Consider the following 18188-nt stretch of genomic DNA (forward strand, 5'->3'; position numbering starts at 1 on the left):
TGAATTAATCTAAGTTACCCAGTATTATTTTTATCTTTAATTTGCAGTAGATTAAGCACTCTTTGCTAACAAAACATATACAATTACTTAATGTACTACTTAAAATACACAATGTCACTGTTCGTTATAACAACGACTTTCAAGATAAAAGTGTATGAAATTTGAGATACTGAGAACTATAGAAAAAAATTTAACCTATGGTTTGTAGTAAAAAAGCCGAATACCCAGATAACACTAATTGTTCTTAATAGTTAACAATAAAATTTAAAAACCAACATAGGGAAACAGGAGGAGTTGACACATTAATTCCATTTAAATCAAAATGTGAATGAATTTTTTTGTATCATTAGTGTAATTTACAGGGTTACTAAAATAAAAAGCAATTATCTTAATACCATTTAAAAATAATTTTATACAGTCTAGCTACTATTTTACGAACTTACTTAGAAATGCTCCATAAAAAAACCCGCAACTTGATTACTCAAGTTGCGGGTTTTTTAGGGTTTTTAGACAAACGAATCTAAAAACCGATATTGGTGGAGCTGGGGGGATTTGAACCCCCGTCCGAAAAGCCTCGACCGTCGGTACTACATGCTTAGTATTGTCATTTAATTAACCTTTAAGTCCCGGACAAACACGGTAAATAAAGGCGAGGCCGCTTAGTTTTAACGCTTCAACCCCGGCCAGGGTTTCCGTCGCGATCAGGTGTTAGGGTGACACTCCAAAATCTAGTCCACAAGAATACATAGAAGGAGCGCTAGCTGGCCTAAGCCGCTAGAGAGTAGTTATCGTCGTTTGCGATTACTTTAGGTTGCGGCTGTTTAACGAGGCAAACCGCACCTCGACATGCACCTTGGGCTTCTTGAATTCCGTCGAATCCTAATCAGCCCCTGAATTAGTAACTCATTCAGAGCGTACGGCTAGTATAACCGAGTAACATGCTGATACTCAAGGGCCTTCGACGCTTTATTTTATTTACTAGGTACTGCTGTGCATTAAACAGGCAAAACCATGCAATCAACTCAAACTGAGCGTAACATTTACTTAACACCTTCTCTACTTTGTGCTCAAATAGGGGATTAAATTTATCTAATAACAAATTTTAATCTTTATATTAAAAATAAAATAATAACAGGCATATTACGTAGGGAATTTATAAATGTCGGTTTTTTCATTTAATCAACAAACAGGGTACTTGTCTTTATTAAAGCATCCGATAGACAGTGGTTTTATAGCAACAACAACACAGTTAATAACATTGATAGAGCAATCTCAGTATTGCGACTTTGAGATTATAGCTGTCAATATTAGTAAGTTATTTGCGCAAAGTAAAAATTATCAAAGCGAATCGTTAATTGTTGCACACGCAATTAATGCCGCTATTACTATTAATATTGATGACAAAAATATGGTAGCCGAGGCAACGATTAAAACGGCGAAAGGTGGTGTATTGCTATCAATGCAAGACGCACAAAAAGCACTTTTTGATGCAGGTATAAGTAAGGGCATAAGCCCACAAGCCTTAGATAACTTTTTAGGGCAACAATTTGAGCACCCTGCAGGAAGCGAATATTCTGCAATTATAGCGCATGGCCGTAACCCTAAAAAAGGCCTTGACGCCAAATTTGTACGTTTGTGTTCAACCGCACAAGATCGTGTACTTAGCCCGCAAGCTAAGGAAGGCGGTAAAGTTGATATGAAAAATTTGGGGGCAATTATTACGGTAAAACCAGGCACGCCACTTATGCAGCGAGTTGCGGCTACTTTAGGTGAAGATGGTTATACTGTATTTGGCGATATTATTTTGGCAAAGCCCGGCAAAGAGCATCAATTGCAGCCTTTTGAGGGAACCAAAATTGATCCTAATAACCCAAATATATTAATAGCTGATTGCAAAGGCGTACCAGTTGCCCTACCCCGCGGAATGCGCGTGGATGACGTGTTATGTTTTGATAACGTAGATGTAAGTACCGGCCATATTGATTTTACCGGTAGCGTAATTATTAGTGGTGATATTAAAGACGGTATGCATGTTAAAGCGAATGGCGACATTACTGTTTTAGGCTTTGTAGAATCAGGAACAATACACAGTAAAGGTGCAGTAACCATTATGCTAGGTGCCATTGGCCGAAAGCGCGAAGTTGATGAAGCATTTAGTTGCCACATAATTGCTCAGCGCACTATTTGTATAGGATACGCCCAGTATTGCCATATAGAAACAGCACAAGACCTCTTTATTGAACGCCAGGCTTTACATTGTGATTTACGCGCTAAGCGATTAATTAGAGTGGGAAAAGCGAACAATCCGCGCGGCAAAGTAATTGGCGGTAATATATTAGATGCACTGCGCCTTGAAACTGGTGAGCTGGGTGCCCCTGCGGGAACTAAAACCAAGGTGTTTTTAGCACAACATTGGTTTGAGCTGAGAGAAAAGCAAACTGAAATTTTTGACTTTGAAAAGCTGCTTGCTGATAAATCTGCTGTGCTAAAGAATGCGCGAATTAAAGCCAACAAAATCCCAACACCGGCGCAACGTCAATTATTTTTAGATAAAATTCAGCTTAATGAGCAGCATATACAAACACGTACTGCTCAGTTACAGCGCCAAAAACAGCTTATTAAGCATAAAATAATGCAACTACTGGCCACCAGCTACTTAAAAGTTAACGATTTAATGCATCCGGGTGTGGAGCTTAAAATAGCGAAAGACACTAAGCAGTTTTCGCGTATTTATCCGCCCCATTTAGTCAAACTAAGCGAAGGTAAAATTACTCAGGCGTTTTAGCATCATCGCTGTTAATATCATCTACTTGTAACTCAGTGTCGGTGTTTTCTAATGGCGCTAGTGGCCAACCGCCTAGTTGTTGCCAGCGATTCACTATTAAACAATAAAGCTCAGCGGTACGCTCTGTATCGTAAAGTGCTGAGTGTGCTTGGCTATTATCAAATTCAATACCCGCGGCTCTACATGCTTTGGCAAGTACAGTTTGCCCTAAAGCAAGCCCAGCTAACGATGTAGTATCAAAACTTACAAATGGATGGAACGGCGTGCGCTTTATATTATTGCGCTCTATTGCTACATTTAAAAAACCATGATCGAATGCTGCATTATGCGCAACCACAACTGAACGTTGGCAGCCTGCTGCTTTTTGCGCTTTGCGCACAACTTTGCAAATTTCTTTAATTGCATGCTCTTCAGGCACAGCACCGCGCAGTGCTGAAAATGGATCAATACCATTAAACTCAATGGCCGCTTGTTCAATGTTAGCGTCTGCAAACGGTTCTACATGAAAGTGCACCGTGTGATCTATGCTAAGCAATCCTTCGTCATCCATTTTTAAAACAGATACTGCAATTTCTAATAAAGCGTCGGTCTCTTTATTAAACCCGCCAGTTTCAACATCAATTACCACTGGAAAAAAGCCACGAAAGCGTTTTGCGAAAAGTGTTTGCTCAGTATTTGCCATAGTCTTCTTGGTTTGTAGGTGTAAGCCATCTATTATGTCAAAATTGAGGGCCTTTCGGCTAGGGGATTTATTGATTAATTATAGCTAAAACTATAGGCATGCAATTTGCTTTACAGTTAGAGCTTACTCAGTATTGTTTACTATTAAGTGCTATTACACGGTATTTTGCCAAATTATTGGCAATACTGATTTACTGGAGAACCCCCAATGAAGTTTAAGTTGTTATTTATTAGCCTGGGTATTACCAGCGCACTTTGCAGTTATAGCAGCTATGGTGCTATGCGCCAATACATTGCCGATCAAGACAACTCTAACTGGCAAGTAGTTAAAACCACTCGTTTACAATGCCAGTTAAATCATGAAGTTCCATATTATGGCGAAGCCATATTTAATGTTGTTGCAAGTAAAAACAAAGACCTTACTTTTAATTTAGATATGGTTGTTCGCCCTGATAATTACGCTATTGCGGGCTTAAAAGCAGTGCCACCAGCATGGCGAGCCGGTACGCCAGTTCGCGATATAGCTGACATGAAGTTGCTTAAAAAGTTTGACGGCGAGCTGGGTAATAAAACCGCGTGGGAAATGCTCACCGAACTTGAAAAAGGTAATCAGCCTACTTTTTATTATCAAGACTGGCAAAATAGTGCCGATAAAATTGCCGTAGGCATGTCGGGGGTTAATTTTAAACAAGCCTATTGGGCCTTTTTACAATGCCGCGATGAATTACTGCCATATAGCTTTGAAGATATTTCGTTTACGGTAATGAACTATCAGTCTAACAGCAGTAAATTAACTAAATCTTCGCAGCAACGTTTAGATAAAATTGCTGAATACTTAAAAAATGATCCAAGTATTGAGTCAATTAATATAGCGTCTTATACCGATAGCTATGGCGGCCGATGGAATAACCTAGACCTTTCTAAAACACGCGCTAAAGCTATTAAAGATTATATGATTAGTTTAGGTGTTGATGAAACTAAAGTGCATACCGATGGGTTAGGCGAAAAACGCTTTGTAGACACTAACGATACTATTTTAGGACGCAACAAAAACCGTAGATTAGTAATTCAAATAGCGAAAATATGATGCTTTAGCATCATATTTTTTGCTTACTTCGATTAACTATTTGCTCGCCAAACTGAAACACACCTAAGCTTAGTAAAATAATAACCGCACCACTAATAAGCTCCTTACTAAGTGGTTCATTATTAAGCCATGCGCCAAGCCCTAATGCAAAACTTGGGGTAATAAGCGTGGTAAGTGCAACAGTACTGGCATTTAAGTTTTGTAATACATGAAAATACGCCAGCGCTCCTAACAATGAGCCAAATACTCCTAAATAACCAATAGCCCATATTGATTTAGCACTCCAATTTTGTATATTTAATTCACCGTCTAGCAGCAACCAAGCAATAAAAAATAAAGGTGTTACAAACACCAGAGCACCAAATGTAGTTGCCATAGGATGAATTGCAATTTTAACCCGCTTGATCATCACTCCACTTAAACTAAAAAAACACACCGCTATAAACACATATAACAAACCAAGCCCCTGAGTTTGCGAGTGCTTAATTTGGTTATAGCTGACAAAATATAATCCGATTAGGGCACATGCAAGTGCGATTAGCTTAATTGCACTAAACTTAGGCTCGTTAAGGAGTTGCTGGGCAAGTAAGCCCGATAAAATAGGCGCTAAGCCAAACATTAATGAAATAATGCCTGAGGGCACTGTTTTAGCCGCCATATAACTAAGTAACATGCCACCAAAAATACCTATGCTAGAGTAAAAATAAAGTAAGCAGGCATTTTTATTCCACGGCACCCTAATACGCGTAATAGCTATAATTACAGCACCTAAAGTAAGCCCTACCAACATACGTAATAAAACCGCTAATGTTGGCGATACTGTATCGCTGCTCCACACTATACCTAATGGTGTGGTTGACCATATAAGAACCATTATAAAGTACGATACTTTAATTGGCACATGCCGCTCCTTAGCTATTAATAATAAAACTCAAAAAACTTCAAATAAACTATACGCTTAAAGCACTTTTTTAATAGTTAATATTAATAAAAGATGCATTTAAATTACAGTTGTAAATAGATGATTACACTTTATTTTATTTCTTTTATAACAAAACTATTTAAGTTTTGGTTAACTAGTTATATCTTGCGTACCTCTCAAGATTGATCAGGATCATTAAGTGCTTAAAAATAAAACAATAGGTAGCATGTTAATTGTTGCAGGTACTACCATAGGTGCAGGTATGTTGGCCTTACCAATAGCGTCAGCCGGACTAGGGTTTAGCACTGCGCTGACATTAATTGTCGGTTGTTGGTTATTAATGACCTACACTGCACTGCTAATGCTTGAGCTCCATCAGTATGCTCCTCGCGATGCGACGCTAAATACCTTAGCTAAACTTTGGCTTGGCAAACGTGGGCAATATGTAGCTAACTTTTCGGTGATATTTTTATTTTACGCTTTGTGTGCAGCTTATATTGCTGGTGGTGGCGCACAACTTCAAGATCGTATAAACACGGGGTTTAACGTGAGTATTGCACCGCAACTGGCCTCTGTTTTACTGGCAGTTTTAATTGCTGGTGTGGTAACTCTGGGTACCAGTAAGGTCGATAAATTTAATAGAGTGCTGTTTTCAATAAAAATAGTGGTACTTGCCAGCCTGTTTTATATGTTAACGCCTTATGTACATGGCCAACATTTACTTGAAATGCCAGTAGAGCAAGGCTTAATACTCTCGGCTATTCCGGTGGTATTTACCTCATTTGGTTTTCATGGCTCTATTCCTTCAATTGTTAAATACGTAGGATTAGAAGTAAAAACACTGCGTAAAGTAATGATAGCGGGTGCAACGCTACCGTTAGGTATTTATATTTTTTGGCAAATATTAAGCCAGGGTATTATGAGTCAAAATGATTTGCTCAATAGCCAAGGTTTAAGTGGCTTTGTACAAAGCATGGCGAGCATAGCGCACAACCCAAACGTTGCTACTGCCGTTAAGTTATTTGCTGATCTTGCATTGGCCACTTCATTTTTAGGTGTAAGTTTAGGCTTGTTTGACTTTTTTGCCGACACTTTCAAAAAAGCAGATACAAAAGCGGATCGAATTAAAACGGCATTAATTACCTTTATACCTCCTCTTGGTTTTGCCATATTTTATCCGCAAGGGTTTATTATGGCGCTTGGCTACGCAGCGATTGCCTTGGTTATTTTGGCCGTTTTTTTACCTGTAGCTATGGTTTATAAGCAACGTAAAAGTACACAAAACACAGGTTACAAAGTACGCAGCGGTAATATTGGCTTAGCCATTGCGGCATTATGCGGTTTAACTATTATTAGTGCCCAAGGCCTACAAATGGCCGGATTAATACCCCCAATTGGATAAAGCTTAAATTGTAATAGCCCCGATAAAAACAGACTCGGGGCTATTCGTTTTACAGTTTAAAATACACTTGATACCCCACGGCCTGTTTTTTCAGATGCCGCATCTAACTTACCCGCATTATTAATAATTACATGCATATCGCCAAAGTGGCGCTCATCTAGGGTATAGCCCATTTTTATGAGTTGTGCTTTTACACTACTCTCAAGCCCAGAGTGCGCCCTAATTACATTTTTAGGCCATAACTGATGATGAAAGCGGGGGCTATTAACGACCTCATCTGCGCTCATATTAAATTCTACTGCATTTAAAATAGACTCATACACTGAGCTAATAATAGTAGTGCCTCCTGGCGATCCTGTAACCATTTTAACGGTATTGTTTTTCAGTAATATAGTTGGTGTCATTGAACTGAGCATCCGCTTGTGCGGTTGTATTTCGTTGGCTTTACCGCCAATTGCACCAAATACGTTCATTACTCCGGGTTTAGCACTAAAGTCATCCATTTCATTATTTAGAATAAAACCGGCCCCTTCAACTACAACACCGCTACCAAAAGGTAAATTAATTGTAGTAGTATTGGCAACCGCATTACCCATTTTATCTACAATTGAAAAGTGCGTGGTTTGCTCGCTTTCATGCAGACCGGGGTTAATACTTTCGGTGCTTGTAATGGTTGTTAACGATATGTCATTGCTACGTTTTTTTAAATAATCTATATTGGTGAGTGCATTAACGGGTACAGTATAAAAATCTGGATCCCCTAAGTATTCTGCTCTATCTGCAAATACACGCTTACCTATTTCAGCTAATAAATGAATGTACTGCGTGGAGTTATGCACCAACCCTGTACTAGGTTTTTGTAACTCGTACATTTTTAACCACTGTAATATGGCAATACCGCCCGAACTTGGTGGTGGCGACGTTAAAACCTGATAGCCGTTCCAATTTGCTGTTATTGGTGTGCGAGACTTTGCCGTATAATTTTTTAAATCGTCTTGATTTATAATACCACCATGCTGGTGAATAAATTTGGCAATAATATTTGCAGTTTCACCTTTATAAAAACCATCTTGGCCTTCGTCGCGTATGCGTTTGAGGGTTGTGGCTAATTGTGGTTGTTTAAATACTTTGTTAGCGGTTGCGGTTGCAAAATAATCGCCAAAATTAACATCAATATCATTATTTTTTAGCTCAGTAATATACTGTGTAATTTGCTGTGCTAGCTTAGGGGGGACAACAAACCCCTGCTCTGCTAAAGTTACCGCAGGTTGTAATAAGGTTTTCCACGCTAAGGTGCCATGTTTTTTATGCGCTAACCACATACCTGCAACACTACCTGGTACACCACTGGCATGAATACCGTAAATAGACTTATTAGCAATCACCTCGTCCTGCTCGTCTAAATACATGTCTCGGTGGGCAGCATTTGGCGCTGTTTCTCGGTAGTCAATAAAGTCTCCTTGGCCGTCTTTGTGGATCAACATAAAACCGCCACCACCAATATTTCCTGCCTCGGGTAGTGTTACTGCCAGTACGAACTGCGCAGTAATAGCTGCATCAACGGCATTTCCACCTTGCTCTAATATACTTTTAGCTGCTTGTGCACTAAACGCATCAGGCATTGCCACGGCGCTCTGAGTAATTTGCTCTGCAGTTACACTAAATACGCTAAGCTGTAAAATTAAAATGCTTTTGGCGATTAATTTACTACGCGAAATAAACAAATTCATACCATATCCTTTAAGTTATTATTATTAAAATATCTGTGTACATTAATGCACGGCAGTAAAGTGTTGGTCAATCAGTAAGCAGCATATTTTGCCTTACTTTTTATACATCGTTTTAATTTATAGCGTGAGATTTTTTGAATAAAGTACAGCCGGTAAATCGCCATATTCATCACACTCGAGATAGCTTTTAATAAATTGCATTCCTAATTTTTCCATTATTTTAATAGAACCAAGGTTATCTTTAACTGCTGTGGCGCTAATTGCGTTAACCTCACTTTGTTTAGCTATTTCAAGGCAAATCGCTGTAGCAGCCTCGGTGGCATAGCCATGTCCCCAACTTGCTTGTTTAAAACGCCAACCTATTTCTATATCACTATAATCAGGAGCAGTGCTAAAAAAATGCATCGGCCTGACTAGAATCCATCCTATAAAAGCATTGCTTTGTTTTTTTTGTAATTTGCCAAAGCCCCCAGCCTTTTTCTGCGTTTCGATAAGTCAGCATCTGCGGCACACTGCGGCTTTTTATTTGATCTAAGGAACTGGGCACACCTCGGGTTAAATATTGCATGACTGCGGGATCTTGGTCGAGTTCATATAATTGCGGCCAATCATTTTTATCCATTAATTTAAAATTTAATCGCTTTGTTACGGGTATGTTCATTTTCGTTACTTATAATGGTGTTAAATATTATTTTATATCGATGGGAAAATTACACATGAATAAATTAGCAGGTTTAGCATTATTAGGCACTTTAATTACATTAACCGCGTGTGAAGATGCCAAAGAGATCAAAGAAGACGCTAAAGACACCGGTGCTCAAGTGCAGCAAGAGCTAGATAAAGCGTGGACTAAAGTAAAAGAAACCACTCACGAAATTAAACATGACGAGTCGCTAAATCAGTTATTACAGCAAAGTAAAGCAATGGGTTTAGATATGTACGATGACGGCAAAGAAGTTGCTGTGGACGCGTGGATAAAAAGTAAAGAAACGGCAGGCGAGCTAACCGAAAAAACCAAACAAAAAGCACGTGAAATTGCCGAAGAAATTGAGCAAGCACGTAAAGATCTTAACAAAGATTAATTTTTCCCTACTAATATTAAAAAAGGTAAGCCGCGGCTTACCTTTTTTGTTTAAAATGCGTTAGTTTAATTAGTTTACAGCTCAAAGTCTTTTTTGAACTTTAAACCAAATTCACTGCGGTCATTACTGCGCATAACGCCAACAAAACCAGTTTGTTGTAAGCGTCCTACATCGTACACTTCGTTTAATACGTTTTCACCATATAGCGTTACTTCCATATCGCCGTACGGGTTAGTGTAAGAAATATTAAAGCCAACTAACTCACGAGAATCAATTGTTTCGCTGTAGTTAAATACTGACTGACCTTGCATTTCACTACGATACGAGTAGTTTGCATTAAAAGCCAGAGTGCCACCGTTATTTAAATCCATAAAATATGAAGGCGCAATCATCACAGTCCAGCGTGGTGTTAATGCAGGCGAATCGCCTTTACCAATTCCTTGAACGCCTGCTGCTACTTCACTAATTTCTGAATCTAAGTAACCCACTGCACTGCGAATAGTAAAGTCATCAGTAATAGCTACTGTTGTTTCAAGCTCAATACCTTGTGCTTTTGATTGACCAGCATTTTCAACGATAGTTACAAAACCACCGCCCGAAGTAGGATCTGAAAATGGCAGCGCTAAATCTGTGTAGTCAGTTACAAATACGGCCAACATCATAGATACATTTTCGTGTACTTGGCCTTTTAAGCCAATTTCGTAGTTAATTGCTTTTGTTTCATCAAATGATGAAAACTGATCAGGGCCGCCAAATGGACGCGGTGGGAAGCCGCCTGTTTGGTAACCTTTTTGAACTTGACCATACACATTCATATTATTACTAAGCTGGTACGAAGCATTTATATCCCACGTCACAGCATCAAAGTCTGCAGATACATATTTACGTTCGGCAAAAGATGGAAAAATTGCATTCGCTTCTTTTTTATCTTTTGAGTAGCGCAGGCCACCACCAACGCTTAAGTCGTCGGTTAAATCGTAGCTGGCATTAAAGTAAGCAGCATAAGAGTTAGTTTCTTGATTTATTTCGAAGAAGCCAAAACTGTCTGGCGTATTATATGGGCTAAATACAAAGTCTTCTGAGCGGGTAAAACCATCTTCATTAAAGAAGTACAAGCCAGATACGAAGTCCATGTTGTCATACGTTGCGTTTAACTGAACTTCAAATGAGTATTGATCAGCACCACCTTGCTCTGGAAACTCAGATAAATTAAGCGCTGATGCATCATCATCTAAACCGCCTTCATATTCAGAGGTACGGTAGCTTGAGATAAATTTACTTGAATAAGTGTCGTTAATTGCCCAATCAGCAGCAAATGAAGTACCCCAACCTGAGTAAGAAGTTGATTCAATACCAGCAACGGTTGTGCCTAAATCATCTGGATTTACCGGAATTAAGTCTGGTGTTAATAATGGGAAGTCGCCATTGTTCTCATCATTTGGGTCAAGTGGTGCGGTAAGCTCAATAGTATAAGGCGATTGACCCGATTCGTTATCAACGCCATCTAAAGAAAAAGTAAATGCAAGGTCGCTCGTTGCTTGGTATTTAAATGCAACACGGCCACTAAACTCTTGCTCTTCACCAATTTCTTTTTCTGGGTTAGCTAAATTAACCGCAGTACCTACCCCATCACGCTGCTTGTACGACGCACTTGCTGACATACTTAAGTCATCAGTTAATGCGTTATTAAAGTAAATATCGCCTGCTATACGACCGCGGCTACCCACTTTTGCAGTCGTTGTTAAAATGCCTTCATCACCTGGCTGTTTGGTTATTACATTAACCGCGCCACCTAAAGTATTACGGCCATATAAAGTACCTTGAGGGCCACGCAGTACTTCTACACGCTCAACATTCGGTAGCGATAAATTTGACCCCATTTGACGGCCTAAGTACACACCATCTAAGTAAACCCCAACACCAGGATCGGTAGTAATAACATGATCTTGAAGGCCTATACCGCGAATAAACACAGATGCATGCGCAGAGTTACCCACGCCATAGCGAGTAATATTTAAATTGGGTACATATTTACCAATATCTTCTAAATTACTCATATTGGCTTTATCAATAAGGTTTGCACCAATTGATGTAATTGCGGTTGGAGACTCAAATAAACTTTCTGTACGTTTACGAGCGGTTACTTCTATTTTTTCAAACGCGTCTTGCTTTGCTGTTGTTTTGGTTTCTTCTGCATTTACTGAAGTAGTGAGTGCAGCAAAAATTGCTAAGCTTAACGGTGAGAGGTTGCGTAATTTCAAAAATAATCTCCAAAGGGTATAGGTTTTGTTATGCGTTATATTTTTATAAAATATAAATTGTAGGCATAAAAAAAGATGCGTTGTAGCATCTTTCCTCTGGATGTAAATTATATGATATAAACACGATGATATGTATCATTTTCTAATATTTTATTAATAAAAATCCTGCTGCGCCGCAACTTCTCGCTAAAATTATTCAGTAAAACGCCATTCACCTTAAATTTTTAAATGAAGAGGTAAATAAATCCACAGACTCTATTGCATATACTACAATTAAAGGAATCTATTTAAGTTAAATAACAAACGACTTGTACATTATTCCACCATTTATATTAACTGAACTTAGGAATATAGTATTAATACATAAGTATATGGAATAAATTAATGGCAATTGAAAATATAACGAATAAACAGACAAAGTGTTTAAATACTTCCGGGTATACTTCTTTATTTTGTGTAGCAACACAATACAATATATTGCTGGTAAATTATCAAGCACTTAACGTTATCACTAACTATGAACTAATTAATCAGTTTATGTTAAAAAATGAGCACCAAGGGCTTGTTATATTTGATGTACCTAAAGACAGTGATGTTATTCCATTAAAAGAATGGCCTAATTTAAAAGGCTTATTTTATGCTAATACAGACGAAGCTCTTTTTCACCAAGGGTTAGAAGCGATTAATAAGGGAGAACTTTGGTTTCCTCGCGCGGTTACCGATTGTTGGATGAGGCAAATGCTGGCTAGCGAGCAACAAACAACTCTGCAGTCGAATAATCTTACCTGTAAAGAAATTAAAGTTTTAAACTTACTGTTTTCAGGAATGCACTCCAGTGCTATTGCCGATAGCCTGTTTATCAGCGAAGCAACTGTGCGAGTTCATTTACATAAGGTGTATCAAAAAATCGCCGTTAAAAATAAACAGCAAGCACTTGCATGGTGTCAAAAAAACTTAAACAAAGTTAATAGTTAAGCGGGCTAATTTGAAACCTTATAGTATCTGAATACTCACCTGCAGCTTGCTCTTGAAAATCAGCTAACTGTATTTTAAGTGGCAATAAAAACACAGTTTGCCCAGCGTATGAAAACGTTTTATTTGTATCTTGACCCAATCCTAACCAATTACCCGCTAAATCTAAATTATAATCTATCGCATATTGTTGCTGGTACATACTGTGCACTAACTTACCTTTATTATCAGAGCTAACACGCAGCTGAATATCTGAATTAGTCACTACTTGCAGGCTAGGCAACATAGCGTATTCTTGCAGAGGTATTAATTCTCCTAAGTTAATGGTATTTGCAAAAGTATTATAACCAAGCACCGACAGGCTGGTTCTTGGGGCAATATCTGTTTCAATATCAAGTTGACGTTCATCGAGCAGCTGATTATTTTGATCATAAAGTTTTATTTGCAGCCTATCTGTGTATAACCCTGCTTTTACCGGTGTACCCGATGGGATCAAAAGCTCAACTTCAGCCGCCGACTCTACAAGTTGTAAACGACTAATTGATGAGCTGACTAACTGCTGAGTATCACTGCGAAATTGATAAGCAATACTTTGAAAAGCGCCTCTTAACTGCGCTTGGTTTTCACTGGTTAATATTATATGCAGCTGGCACTGCTCGTCATTTATTACATTAATGCGCAGCTGCTTTTTTGCATCTACTTTTTGTAATGCATGGTACTGATCAAAGTCATCAAATAAGTGGTCAATATTATCTAACCTTGCATTACACTGTGCATAGCTAATATGAGGTAAAAGCAATAAAGCAAAGCCGCTAATAAAGGTAACCATTTTTTTAGTGTACATAAATATTTCCTTTTCTTTGTAGTTGCTCACCTTCTTTTACATCTAAAATAAATTGCGATTTTTCGCTATTATTTAATTTAACTTCGTAACTACAAGGTATAAGCCCAGTTAGTGCAAAACGACCCGATTTATTAGTAAAAAACTTATGCTCTTTATTACTTTTATCGCTAGAACAAATAGCAACGCCAACTTGTAAAGCTAATGGCTGCTGTTGTTGGTCAAGTAAAGTAGCGATTACTGAAATATTAGCATCCGTGCCAATCATTACATTATGGCCACTTTTATAGGATGGAAAAAGCACGATGAGCCCCGACCCAAGGTCATATCCTGGAGCCAAATTATCTATTTCTACTGATACTGATGAGCTAGTATAAGAATTAACATCACTTAGTAAAATAGTGTCAAAATCGGCGTTATTTGCCCTATATTGCTTTTTGTTTTTATCTAATGTAACTATGTTATTCTTTAGACTTGAGTGTGCGCTCACTACTGCAAAACTATCACTGATAGGCTTACCGATTGCCCACTCAGTTTCAGCAAAAGCTAAACTGGAGGCAAAACTAACCCTACTTTGGTGCGAAGCCGAATTACTATCTAACTGTTCAAATGCACTAACGTGATCCATACTGACTAAAAAGCGATTCGCGCTGTATTGGGTGTTTAAATCAAGTAAAGCGTCATTCTCATCATTATTTTCAATTCCGGCTCTAAAACTAAATGCGCCTACATAACGTTGATTAGCATCTTGCGTGTACTCTAAGCGAGTTTTACTTCGCCTTGACTCGTGAGAGAGCTGACCTCTGCGAGAATTAGTAAATTTATAAAATAAAGACAACCGTACTCCCCAGTCATTTTTCTCAGCTATCTCATCCCATTGAACTCCAACGTTATAACGCCAGTCACTATCATTTAAATTACCTGTAAAATTAACACCTGCAGATTTGTTAAAATAACTTTGTTCATACTCTCTGGATAAACTAGCAAAAAAGCTGGCTTGGACTGAAGGGCTATACACAAAGCTATAATTTGCCTGCATTTGATGCTGCAGCTGAACGTTATTTTGCGAATCGGGCCGATACCCGAGCGTACGAAAATTTACCGAGCTGTACTCATAACCTACGCTAAAATCTTGTTGTAAGACACTACTGTCATTAAAGCTACTATAAACTAACCGGTAAGCATGGCCCGTATGCTCACCAAAACTGATTGCATTTTCAAATGCAATTTGCCCTATGTTAGCGGCATAAATACTTTTAAAGCCTATTTGCTGTATTAGTTTATCTGCTTGGGCTGTAAAGCCAGTGGTCCAACTTGGCGACATACCATAATTAATATAACTGCTCATAAGTGGGTAGTCATTATTATATTCTAGTTGCTCTCTTAATTGCGCGGGTATACCTAAGTGAACTTCGTATTCTAATTGGCCTTGTGCAAATAAATCTAAACCGGTTGTCACATCAAAATTAACATAACGCACCACTCCTGCAATATCAGTTATTTTTAGGGTAATGTTGTTGCTCCCTTCGCTTAAAGGTATGTCAGCTAATGAATAGATACCTGCCGTTAAATTTAGCCTCCGTATTATTCTATTCTCTACTAGTACTTCCACTGAGGATGGGCTTTCTAAGGTAAAACTTTTTGAGGCACTCGGTCGAATAGGCCTGTCAGAAACCAACGAAAAGTCATGAGCAAGTGAAACCCCTAAAAAGCGTGATGTAGATTGAAAATAACTTCCTGTACTATAGTTATCACCTACTGAAACGCGCATACCTTGAAGGGGTAAATCATGTACTAACCGCGTACCTAAACGTTTAACGTTTGATGAAGAAGGTGATATATCTGATAAATACTCCAACTCGTTTTCTATTACCCACCCGCGCCAGTTCATTACCATTTCAGTACGCGTCGCTAATTGCTTTTTTACCGTATCTTTACTGTTATTTTGTTGATATAAATAGCTAGAGTATAAATTTATAAAGCCACTTAAATTAGCCACGTCTGATGCCTGAAGTCGCCTAAAATTAGACTGTAATGTTAATGTTTGCGGGCGAGTTAAGTTAAGAGGGGCAATTATTTTCAAGCTGAAATCACTTAAATCAAAATTAAAAACAAAACCAAACGTCTCTAGCGCCTCTTGGCTTAGCGACCCCTTAGTCACTTTTTCTGCAAGTGTTGTAAAACCTTCTGGATACAACAAGCCCTTAAATACAGCTTCAACGTCTTCCCATTTAAGTAATAAGTTATCATTCGGCTCAACAACTAATGTTACTTTACCTATCGCAGTTTTATTTAACTCGGCTTCAATACTCAGCTCAATAGCTTGATTGGTTGGGTTTATTTTTGCATCGCAAGTATATGAAAAGACAATAAGGAAAAAGCCGAAAAATAAGCGCATATCTACTCAACCAACTCTAAGTGCAGCTGCTTCAAACTGCCCTTACTTATTGTATTTGGTAGCGGTAATTTTATATGGCTGAGACTGTTTGGTGCGAAAAAAACATCGTATCCTTGTGCTTTTAATTGCTGTTTAAGAATACGCTGTAGCAACACTCCACTATTAACATTAGTTAACTTTAGTTCGTAGTCGCTTAATCGGCTAGCTCCCGCTCCTATATTATGAATATTAGCTGTAATATTAGCCCCCTCAATTGAAAGAGGCCCCACCATTAAACTTGGCCGGAGTTTAGGTTGGTCAACATGTACAACTAAGTTAAAATTTAATAGTAATCTTAGTTTTGAGCTGTTACTAGTAAGGTGAGTAGCTATCGGTTGTTCAACTAAGCTAACCTGATAGCTTTTATCTGTGCCTGGCAGTGCTTTTGCAAGCCATTTAAATTGTAATCGTTGTGCCTGCCCAGGCTTTAAATACAAGGACGGAGGAAAAACCCATAATGGCGATTCAGTTAGCGCTACTAACTGCGGCTCTTGGGTAATGTTTTGCTCGCTAAATTGAATTTCAAAAATTTGGATATCAAATGCAATATCACGAGGTAAATCATTATGTACTAAACTACTGGTACTGTTCCCCCCTTTATTAAGTGAAAAAGTGACCACCATAGGTGTTATTTCAATTGCGTACGCAAATCCCGCTAACATAAACCAAGTGCATACTGAAAAGCTTAAAAAAAATAGCTTACTCATTCCTGCACCACTGTTAATTGACTTAGTTGCGGGTTAAATTGTGCAGGCATTTTTAGCATCACTTCACGGCTAGAATGAGGTAATAAAAACTTACTTGATAATGCATCTTTCAACTCAGTCTCTTTTAAAACTAACTTGTCATTTGGTCCTTCAATTATCCACTGGGTTTTTGTTAGGCGAATATACTTGTTGCCGGTATTTTCTAACTTTACCTTCCATACACCATCTGCAGCTTGCTGTTTACTTTTAATAACTAACTGTGCTTGGGCTTTGCTTGGAACTACATTATAAAGAGTTTGAAAAACATAACCTACTCCTATCGATGGCTGGCTCCTTCCAGTGAAATCAACAGCAAGCTGCTTTACCTCAATCCGATACGATTTAGATGCCATTAACATAGGTTCACCAATATACTTTACAATAACGGCCTGACTGTCCCCTGGTGCTAAAGTTGCTGTCAGTGGTATAATTAAAAAATCCTTGTCATTAACAAGTAACTCTTCTTTGCCCTGTGAGTTTATTAATAAATCAAAGCTGGCAATTGCAACCGACAATGGTTGCTCTGTGGTATTGGTCACGCGCAATATTAGTTGAGAGCTCCTACCTAATGGTTGCAAATCGGCCACCATAGGTTCAATTCTGAATGCAAAAGTTAAGTGAGAAATAAATAGTGCTATAATAAGGATAGACGCTCTCATTGGTGGTCCCTCTTTTCTAACCTTTAAAATAAAAGGCAGCTTAAGCTGCCTTGTTGTTTATTACATAACTACATAGCAGTAATAGTTAGTAATAAATTATCTTCATAGTTCCCAGCCATCGTATTACCGTAGCCGCCAGTAAGAGAAACTGTAAGAGTTGCAGCAGAGCCATCAGCTATCTCTGCAGAGCTTGTCAAGGCTTGTGTGTTTATAGTAGGTTTAGCTGTGTTATTTGCATTCATTACTAGTTCCCAACCACTAATTGCGTCTGCAATTTCCAGTTTCGCTGTATATTTAACGCCATATGCAGCATTTGCTTGATTTTCTAACCAGCCATTAGACGATTTTAATTTAATCTCGGCATCATTAGCGCTATTACATTCCACGGTGAAACCAAGAGCGATAGGAGTAGAGCTTGTTGGATTTTTTATTGCTGCCTCAGTAAATTCAAAGTCGCCTGAAATTCCAGATGCTTCACAAACAACTGCCACCTCTCCACCAGGTGAAAAATCATGACTAGTTGCTAATGCTGAACCTGATGATAATACTGCTATTGCTGATAATACGATTAACTTTTTCATTG

At 38.4% G+C, this 18188-nt stretch carries 14 protein-coding genes, 1 other RNA gene and 1 pseudogene; 5 read left to right on the top strand and 11 right to left on the bottom strand.

Annotation, left to right across the window (positions count from 1 at the left end):
- Nucleotides 1-534 precede the first annotated feature (534 nt).
- Nucleotides 535-891: a transfer-messenger RNA gene (gene ssrA / locus PTRA_RS18825) on the bottom strand.
- A 268-nt stretch (nucleotides 892-1159) separates the two neighbouring features.
- Between ssrA and PTRA_RS11175 the strand changes: the two genes are divergently transcribed.
- Complete coding sequence (locus tag PTRA_RS11175) at nucleotides 1160-2785, top strand: DUF342 domain-containing protein (protein WP_058373822.1); 1626 nt, start codon at nucleotides 1160-1162, stop codon at nucleotides 2783-2785.
- Here the strand turns inward: PTRA_RS11175 and rnt are convergent.
- A complete protein-coding gene (rnt, locus tag PTRA_RS11180) occupies nucleotides 2769-3467 on the bottom strand; it encodes a ribonuclease T (protein ID WP_058373823.1) in 699 nt (232 codons plus the stop codon). The two genes, PTRA_RS11175 and rnt, sit on opposite strands and share 17 nt — an antisense overlap.
- 207 nt (nucleotides 3468-3674) lie before the next feature.
- Here rnt and PTRA_RS11185 point away from each other — a divergent pair, with 207 nt between their 5' ends.
- Nucleotides 3675-4553, top strand: coding sequence for a flagellar protein MotY (locus PTRA_RS11185; RefSeq protein ID WP_058373824.1), 879 nt, complete (start codon nucleotides 3675-3677; stop codon nucleotides 4551-4553).
- A gap of 10 nt (nucleotides 4554-4563) precedes the next feature.
- Here the strand turns inward: PTRA_RS11185 and PTRA_RS11190 are convergent, their stop codons facing one another.
- Complete coding sequence (locus PTRA_RS11190; protein WP_058373825.1) at nucleotides 4564-5454, bottom strand: DMT family transporter; 891 nt, start codon at nucleotides 5452-5454, stop codon at nucleotides 4564-4566.
- A 220-nt stretch (nucleotides 5455-5674) separates the two neighbouring features.
- On the opposite strand from PTRA_RS11190, the gene PTRA_RS11195 reads away from it, so the two are divergent.
- Nucleotides 5675-6877: an aromatic amino acid transport family protein gene (locus PTRA_RS11195; RefSeq protein ID WP_083497524.1), complete on the top strand. Its 1203-nt coding sequence runs from the start codon at nucleotides 5675-5677 to the stop codon at nucleotides 6875-6877.
- Between the two features lie 56 nt (nucleotides 6878-6933).
- Here the strand turns inward: PTRA_RS11195 and ggt are convergent, their stop codons facing one another.
- The gene (gene ggt / locus PTRA_RS11200) at nucleotides 6934-8607 is read right to left on the bottom strand and encodes a gamma-glutamyltransferase (RefSeq protein WP_058373826.1); all 1674 of its coding nucleotides are present in this window, start codon (nucleotides 8605-8607) and stop codon (nucleotides 6934-6936) included.
- A 117-nt stretch (nucleotides 8608-8724) separates the two neighbouring features.
- A pseudogene (locus PTRA_RS11205) lies at nucleotides 8725-9268 on the bottom strand (GNAT family N-acetyltransferase).
- A 55-nt stretch (nucleotides 9269-9323) separates the two neighbouring features.
- Between PTRA_RS11205 and PTRA_RS11210 the strand changes: the two are divergent.
- On the top strand, nucleotides 9324-9689 hold the full coding sequence (locus PTRA_RS11210; protein ID WP_058373827.1) for a hypothetical protein: 366 nt from the start codon (nucleotides 9324-9326) through the stop codon (nucleotides 9687-9689).
- A 74-nt stretch (nucleotides 9690-9763) separates the two neighbouring features.
- Here the strand turns inward: PTRA_RS11210 and PTRA_RS11215 are convergent, their stop codons facing one another.
- The gene (locus PTRA_RS11215; RefSeq protein WP_058373828.1) at nucleotides 9764-11950 is read right to left on the bottom strand and encodes a TonB-dependent receptor; all 2187 of its coding nucleotides are present in this window, start codon (nucleotides 11948-11950) and stop codon (nucleotides 9764-9766) included.
- 384 nt (nucleotides 11951-12334) lie between these two features.
- On the opposite strand from PTRA_RS11215, the gene PTRA_RS11220 reads away from it, so the two are divergent.
- Complete coding sequence (locus tag PTRA_RS11220) at nucleotides 12335-12925, top strand: LuxR C-terminal-related transcriptional regulator (protein ID WP_058373829.1); 591 nt, start codon at nucleotides 12335-12337, stop codon at nucleotides 12923-12925.
- Here the strand turns inward: PTRA_RS11220 and PTRA_RS11225 are convergent.
- From PTRA_RS11225 to PTRA_RS11245, 5 genes are all read right to left on the bottom strand, one after another.
- Nucleotides 12915-13766, bottom strand: a complete 852-nt coding sequence (locus tag PTRA_RS11225; RefSeq protein ID WP_058373830.1) for a hypothetical protein — start codon at nucleotides 13764-13766, stop codon at nucleotides 12915-12917. The two genes, PTRA_RS11220 and PTRA_RS11225, sit on opposite strands and share 11 nt — an antisense overlap.
- Nucleotides 13756-16161: a fimbria/pilus outer membrane usher protein gene (locus PTRA_RS11230; RefSeq protein ID WP_058373831.1), complete on the bottom strand. Its 2406-nt coding sequence runs from the start codon at nucleotides 16159-16161 to the stop codon at nucleotides 13756-13758. The genes PTRA_RS11225 and PTRA_RS11230 overlap by 11 nt, the downstream gene beginning before the upstream one ends.
- A gap of 2 nt (nucleotides 16162-16163) precedes the next feature.
- Nucleotides 16164-16907 carry a fimbrial biogenesis chaperone gene (locus PTRA_RS11235; RefSeq protein ID WP_237113455.1) on the bottom strand — a complete coding sequence of 248 codons (744 nt, stop codon included), beginning with the start codon at nucleotides 16905-16907 and terminating at the stop codon, nucleotides 16164-16166.
- Entirely contained in the window at nucleotides 16904-17605 is a 702-nt protein-coding gene (locus tag PTRA_RS11240) for a fimbrial biogenesis chaperone (protein ID WP_058373832.1), read from the bottom strand. The genes PTRA_RS11235 and PTRA_RS11240 overlap by 4 nt, the downstream gene beginning before the upstream one ends.
- Before the next feature lie 68 nt (nucleotides 17606-17673).
- Complete coding sequence (locus PTRA_RS11245; protein ID WP_058373833.1) at nucleotides 17674-18186, bottom strand: hypothetical protein; 513 nt, start codon at nucleotides 18184-18186, stop codon at nucleotides 17674-17676.
- Nucleotides 18187-18188 lie beyond the last annotated feature (2 nt).

Origin of the sequence: Pseudoalteromonas translucida KMM 520 (assembly GCF_001465295.1) — a bacterium.
Taxonomy (GTDB): domain Bacteria; phylum Pseudomonadota; class Gammaproteobacteria; order Enterobacterales; family Alteromonadaceae; genus Pseudoalteromonas; species Pseudoalteromonas translucida.

Excerpts from the sequence above, each read along its gene's own strand:
- PTRA_RS11185 (WP_058373824.1), top strand. The coding sequence starts at position 3,675 with ATGAAGTTTAAGTTGTTATTTATTAGCCTGGGTATTACCAGCGCACTT.
- PTRA_RS11235 (WP_237113455.1), bottom strand. The coding sequence starts at position 16,907 with ATGAGTAAGCTATTTTTTTTAAGCTTTTCAGTATGCACTTGGTTTATG.
- ggt (WP_058373826.1), bottom strand. The coding sequence starts at position 8,607 with ATGAATTTGTTTATTTCGCGTAGTAAATTAATCGCCAAAAGCATTTTA.
- PTRA_RS11230 (WP_058373831.1), bottom strand. The coding sequence starts at position 16,161 with ATGCGCTTATTTTTCGGCTTTTTCCTTATTGTCTTTTCATATACTTGC.
- PTRA_RS11240 (WP_058373832.1), bottom strand. The coding sequence starts at position 17,605 with ATGAGAGCGTCTATCCTTATTATAGCACTATTTATTTCTCACTTAACT.
- PTRA_RS11245 (WP_058373833.1), bottom strand. The coding sequence starts at position 18,186 with ATGAAAAAGTTAATCGTATTATCAGCAATAGCAGTATTATCATCAGGT.
- PTRA_RS11225 (WP_058373830.1), bottom strand. The coding sequence starts at position 13,766 with ATGTACACTAAAAAAATGGTTACCTTTATTAGCGGCTTTGCTTTATTG.
- rnt (WP_058373823.1), bottom strand. The coding sequence starts at position 3,467 with ATGGCAAATACTGAGCAAACACTTTTCGCAAAACGCTTTCGTGGCTTT.
- PTRA_RS11210 (WP_058373827.1), top strand. The coding sequence starts at position 9,324 with ATGAATAAATTAGCAGGTTTAGCATTATTAGGCACTTTAATTACATTA.
- PTRA_RS11175 (WP_058373822.1), top strand. The coding sequence starts at position 1,160 with ATGTCGGTTTTTTCATTTAATCAACAAACAGGGTACTTGTCTTTATTA.
- PTRA_RS11220 (WP_058373829.1), top strand. The coding sequence starts at position 12,335 with ATGGCAATTGAAAATATAACGAATAAACAGACAAAGTGTTTAAATACT.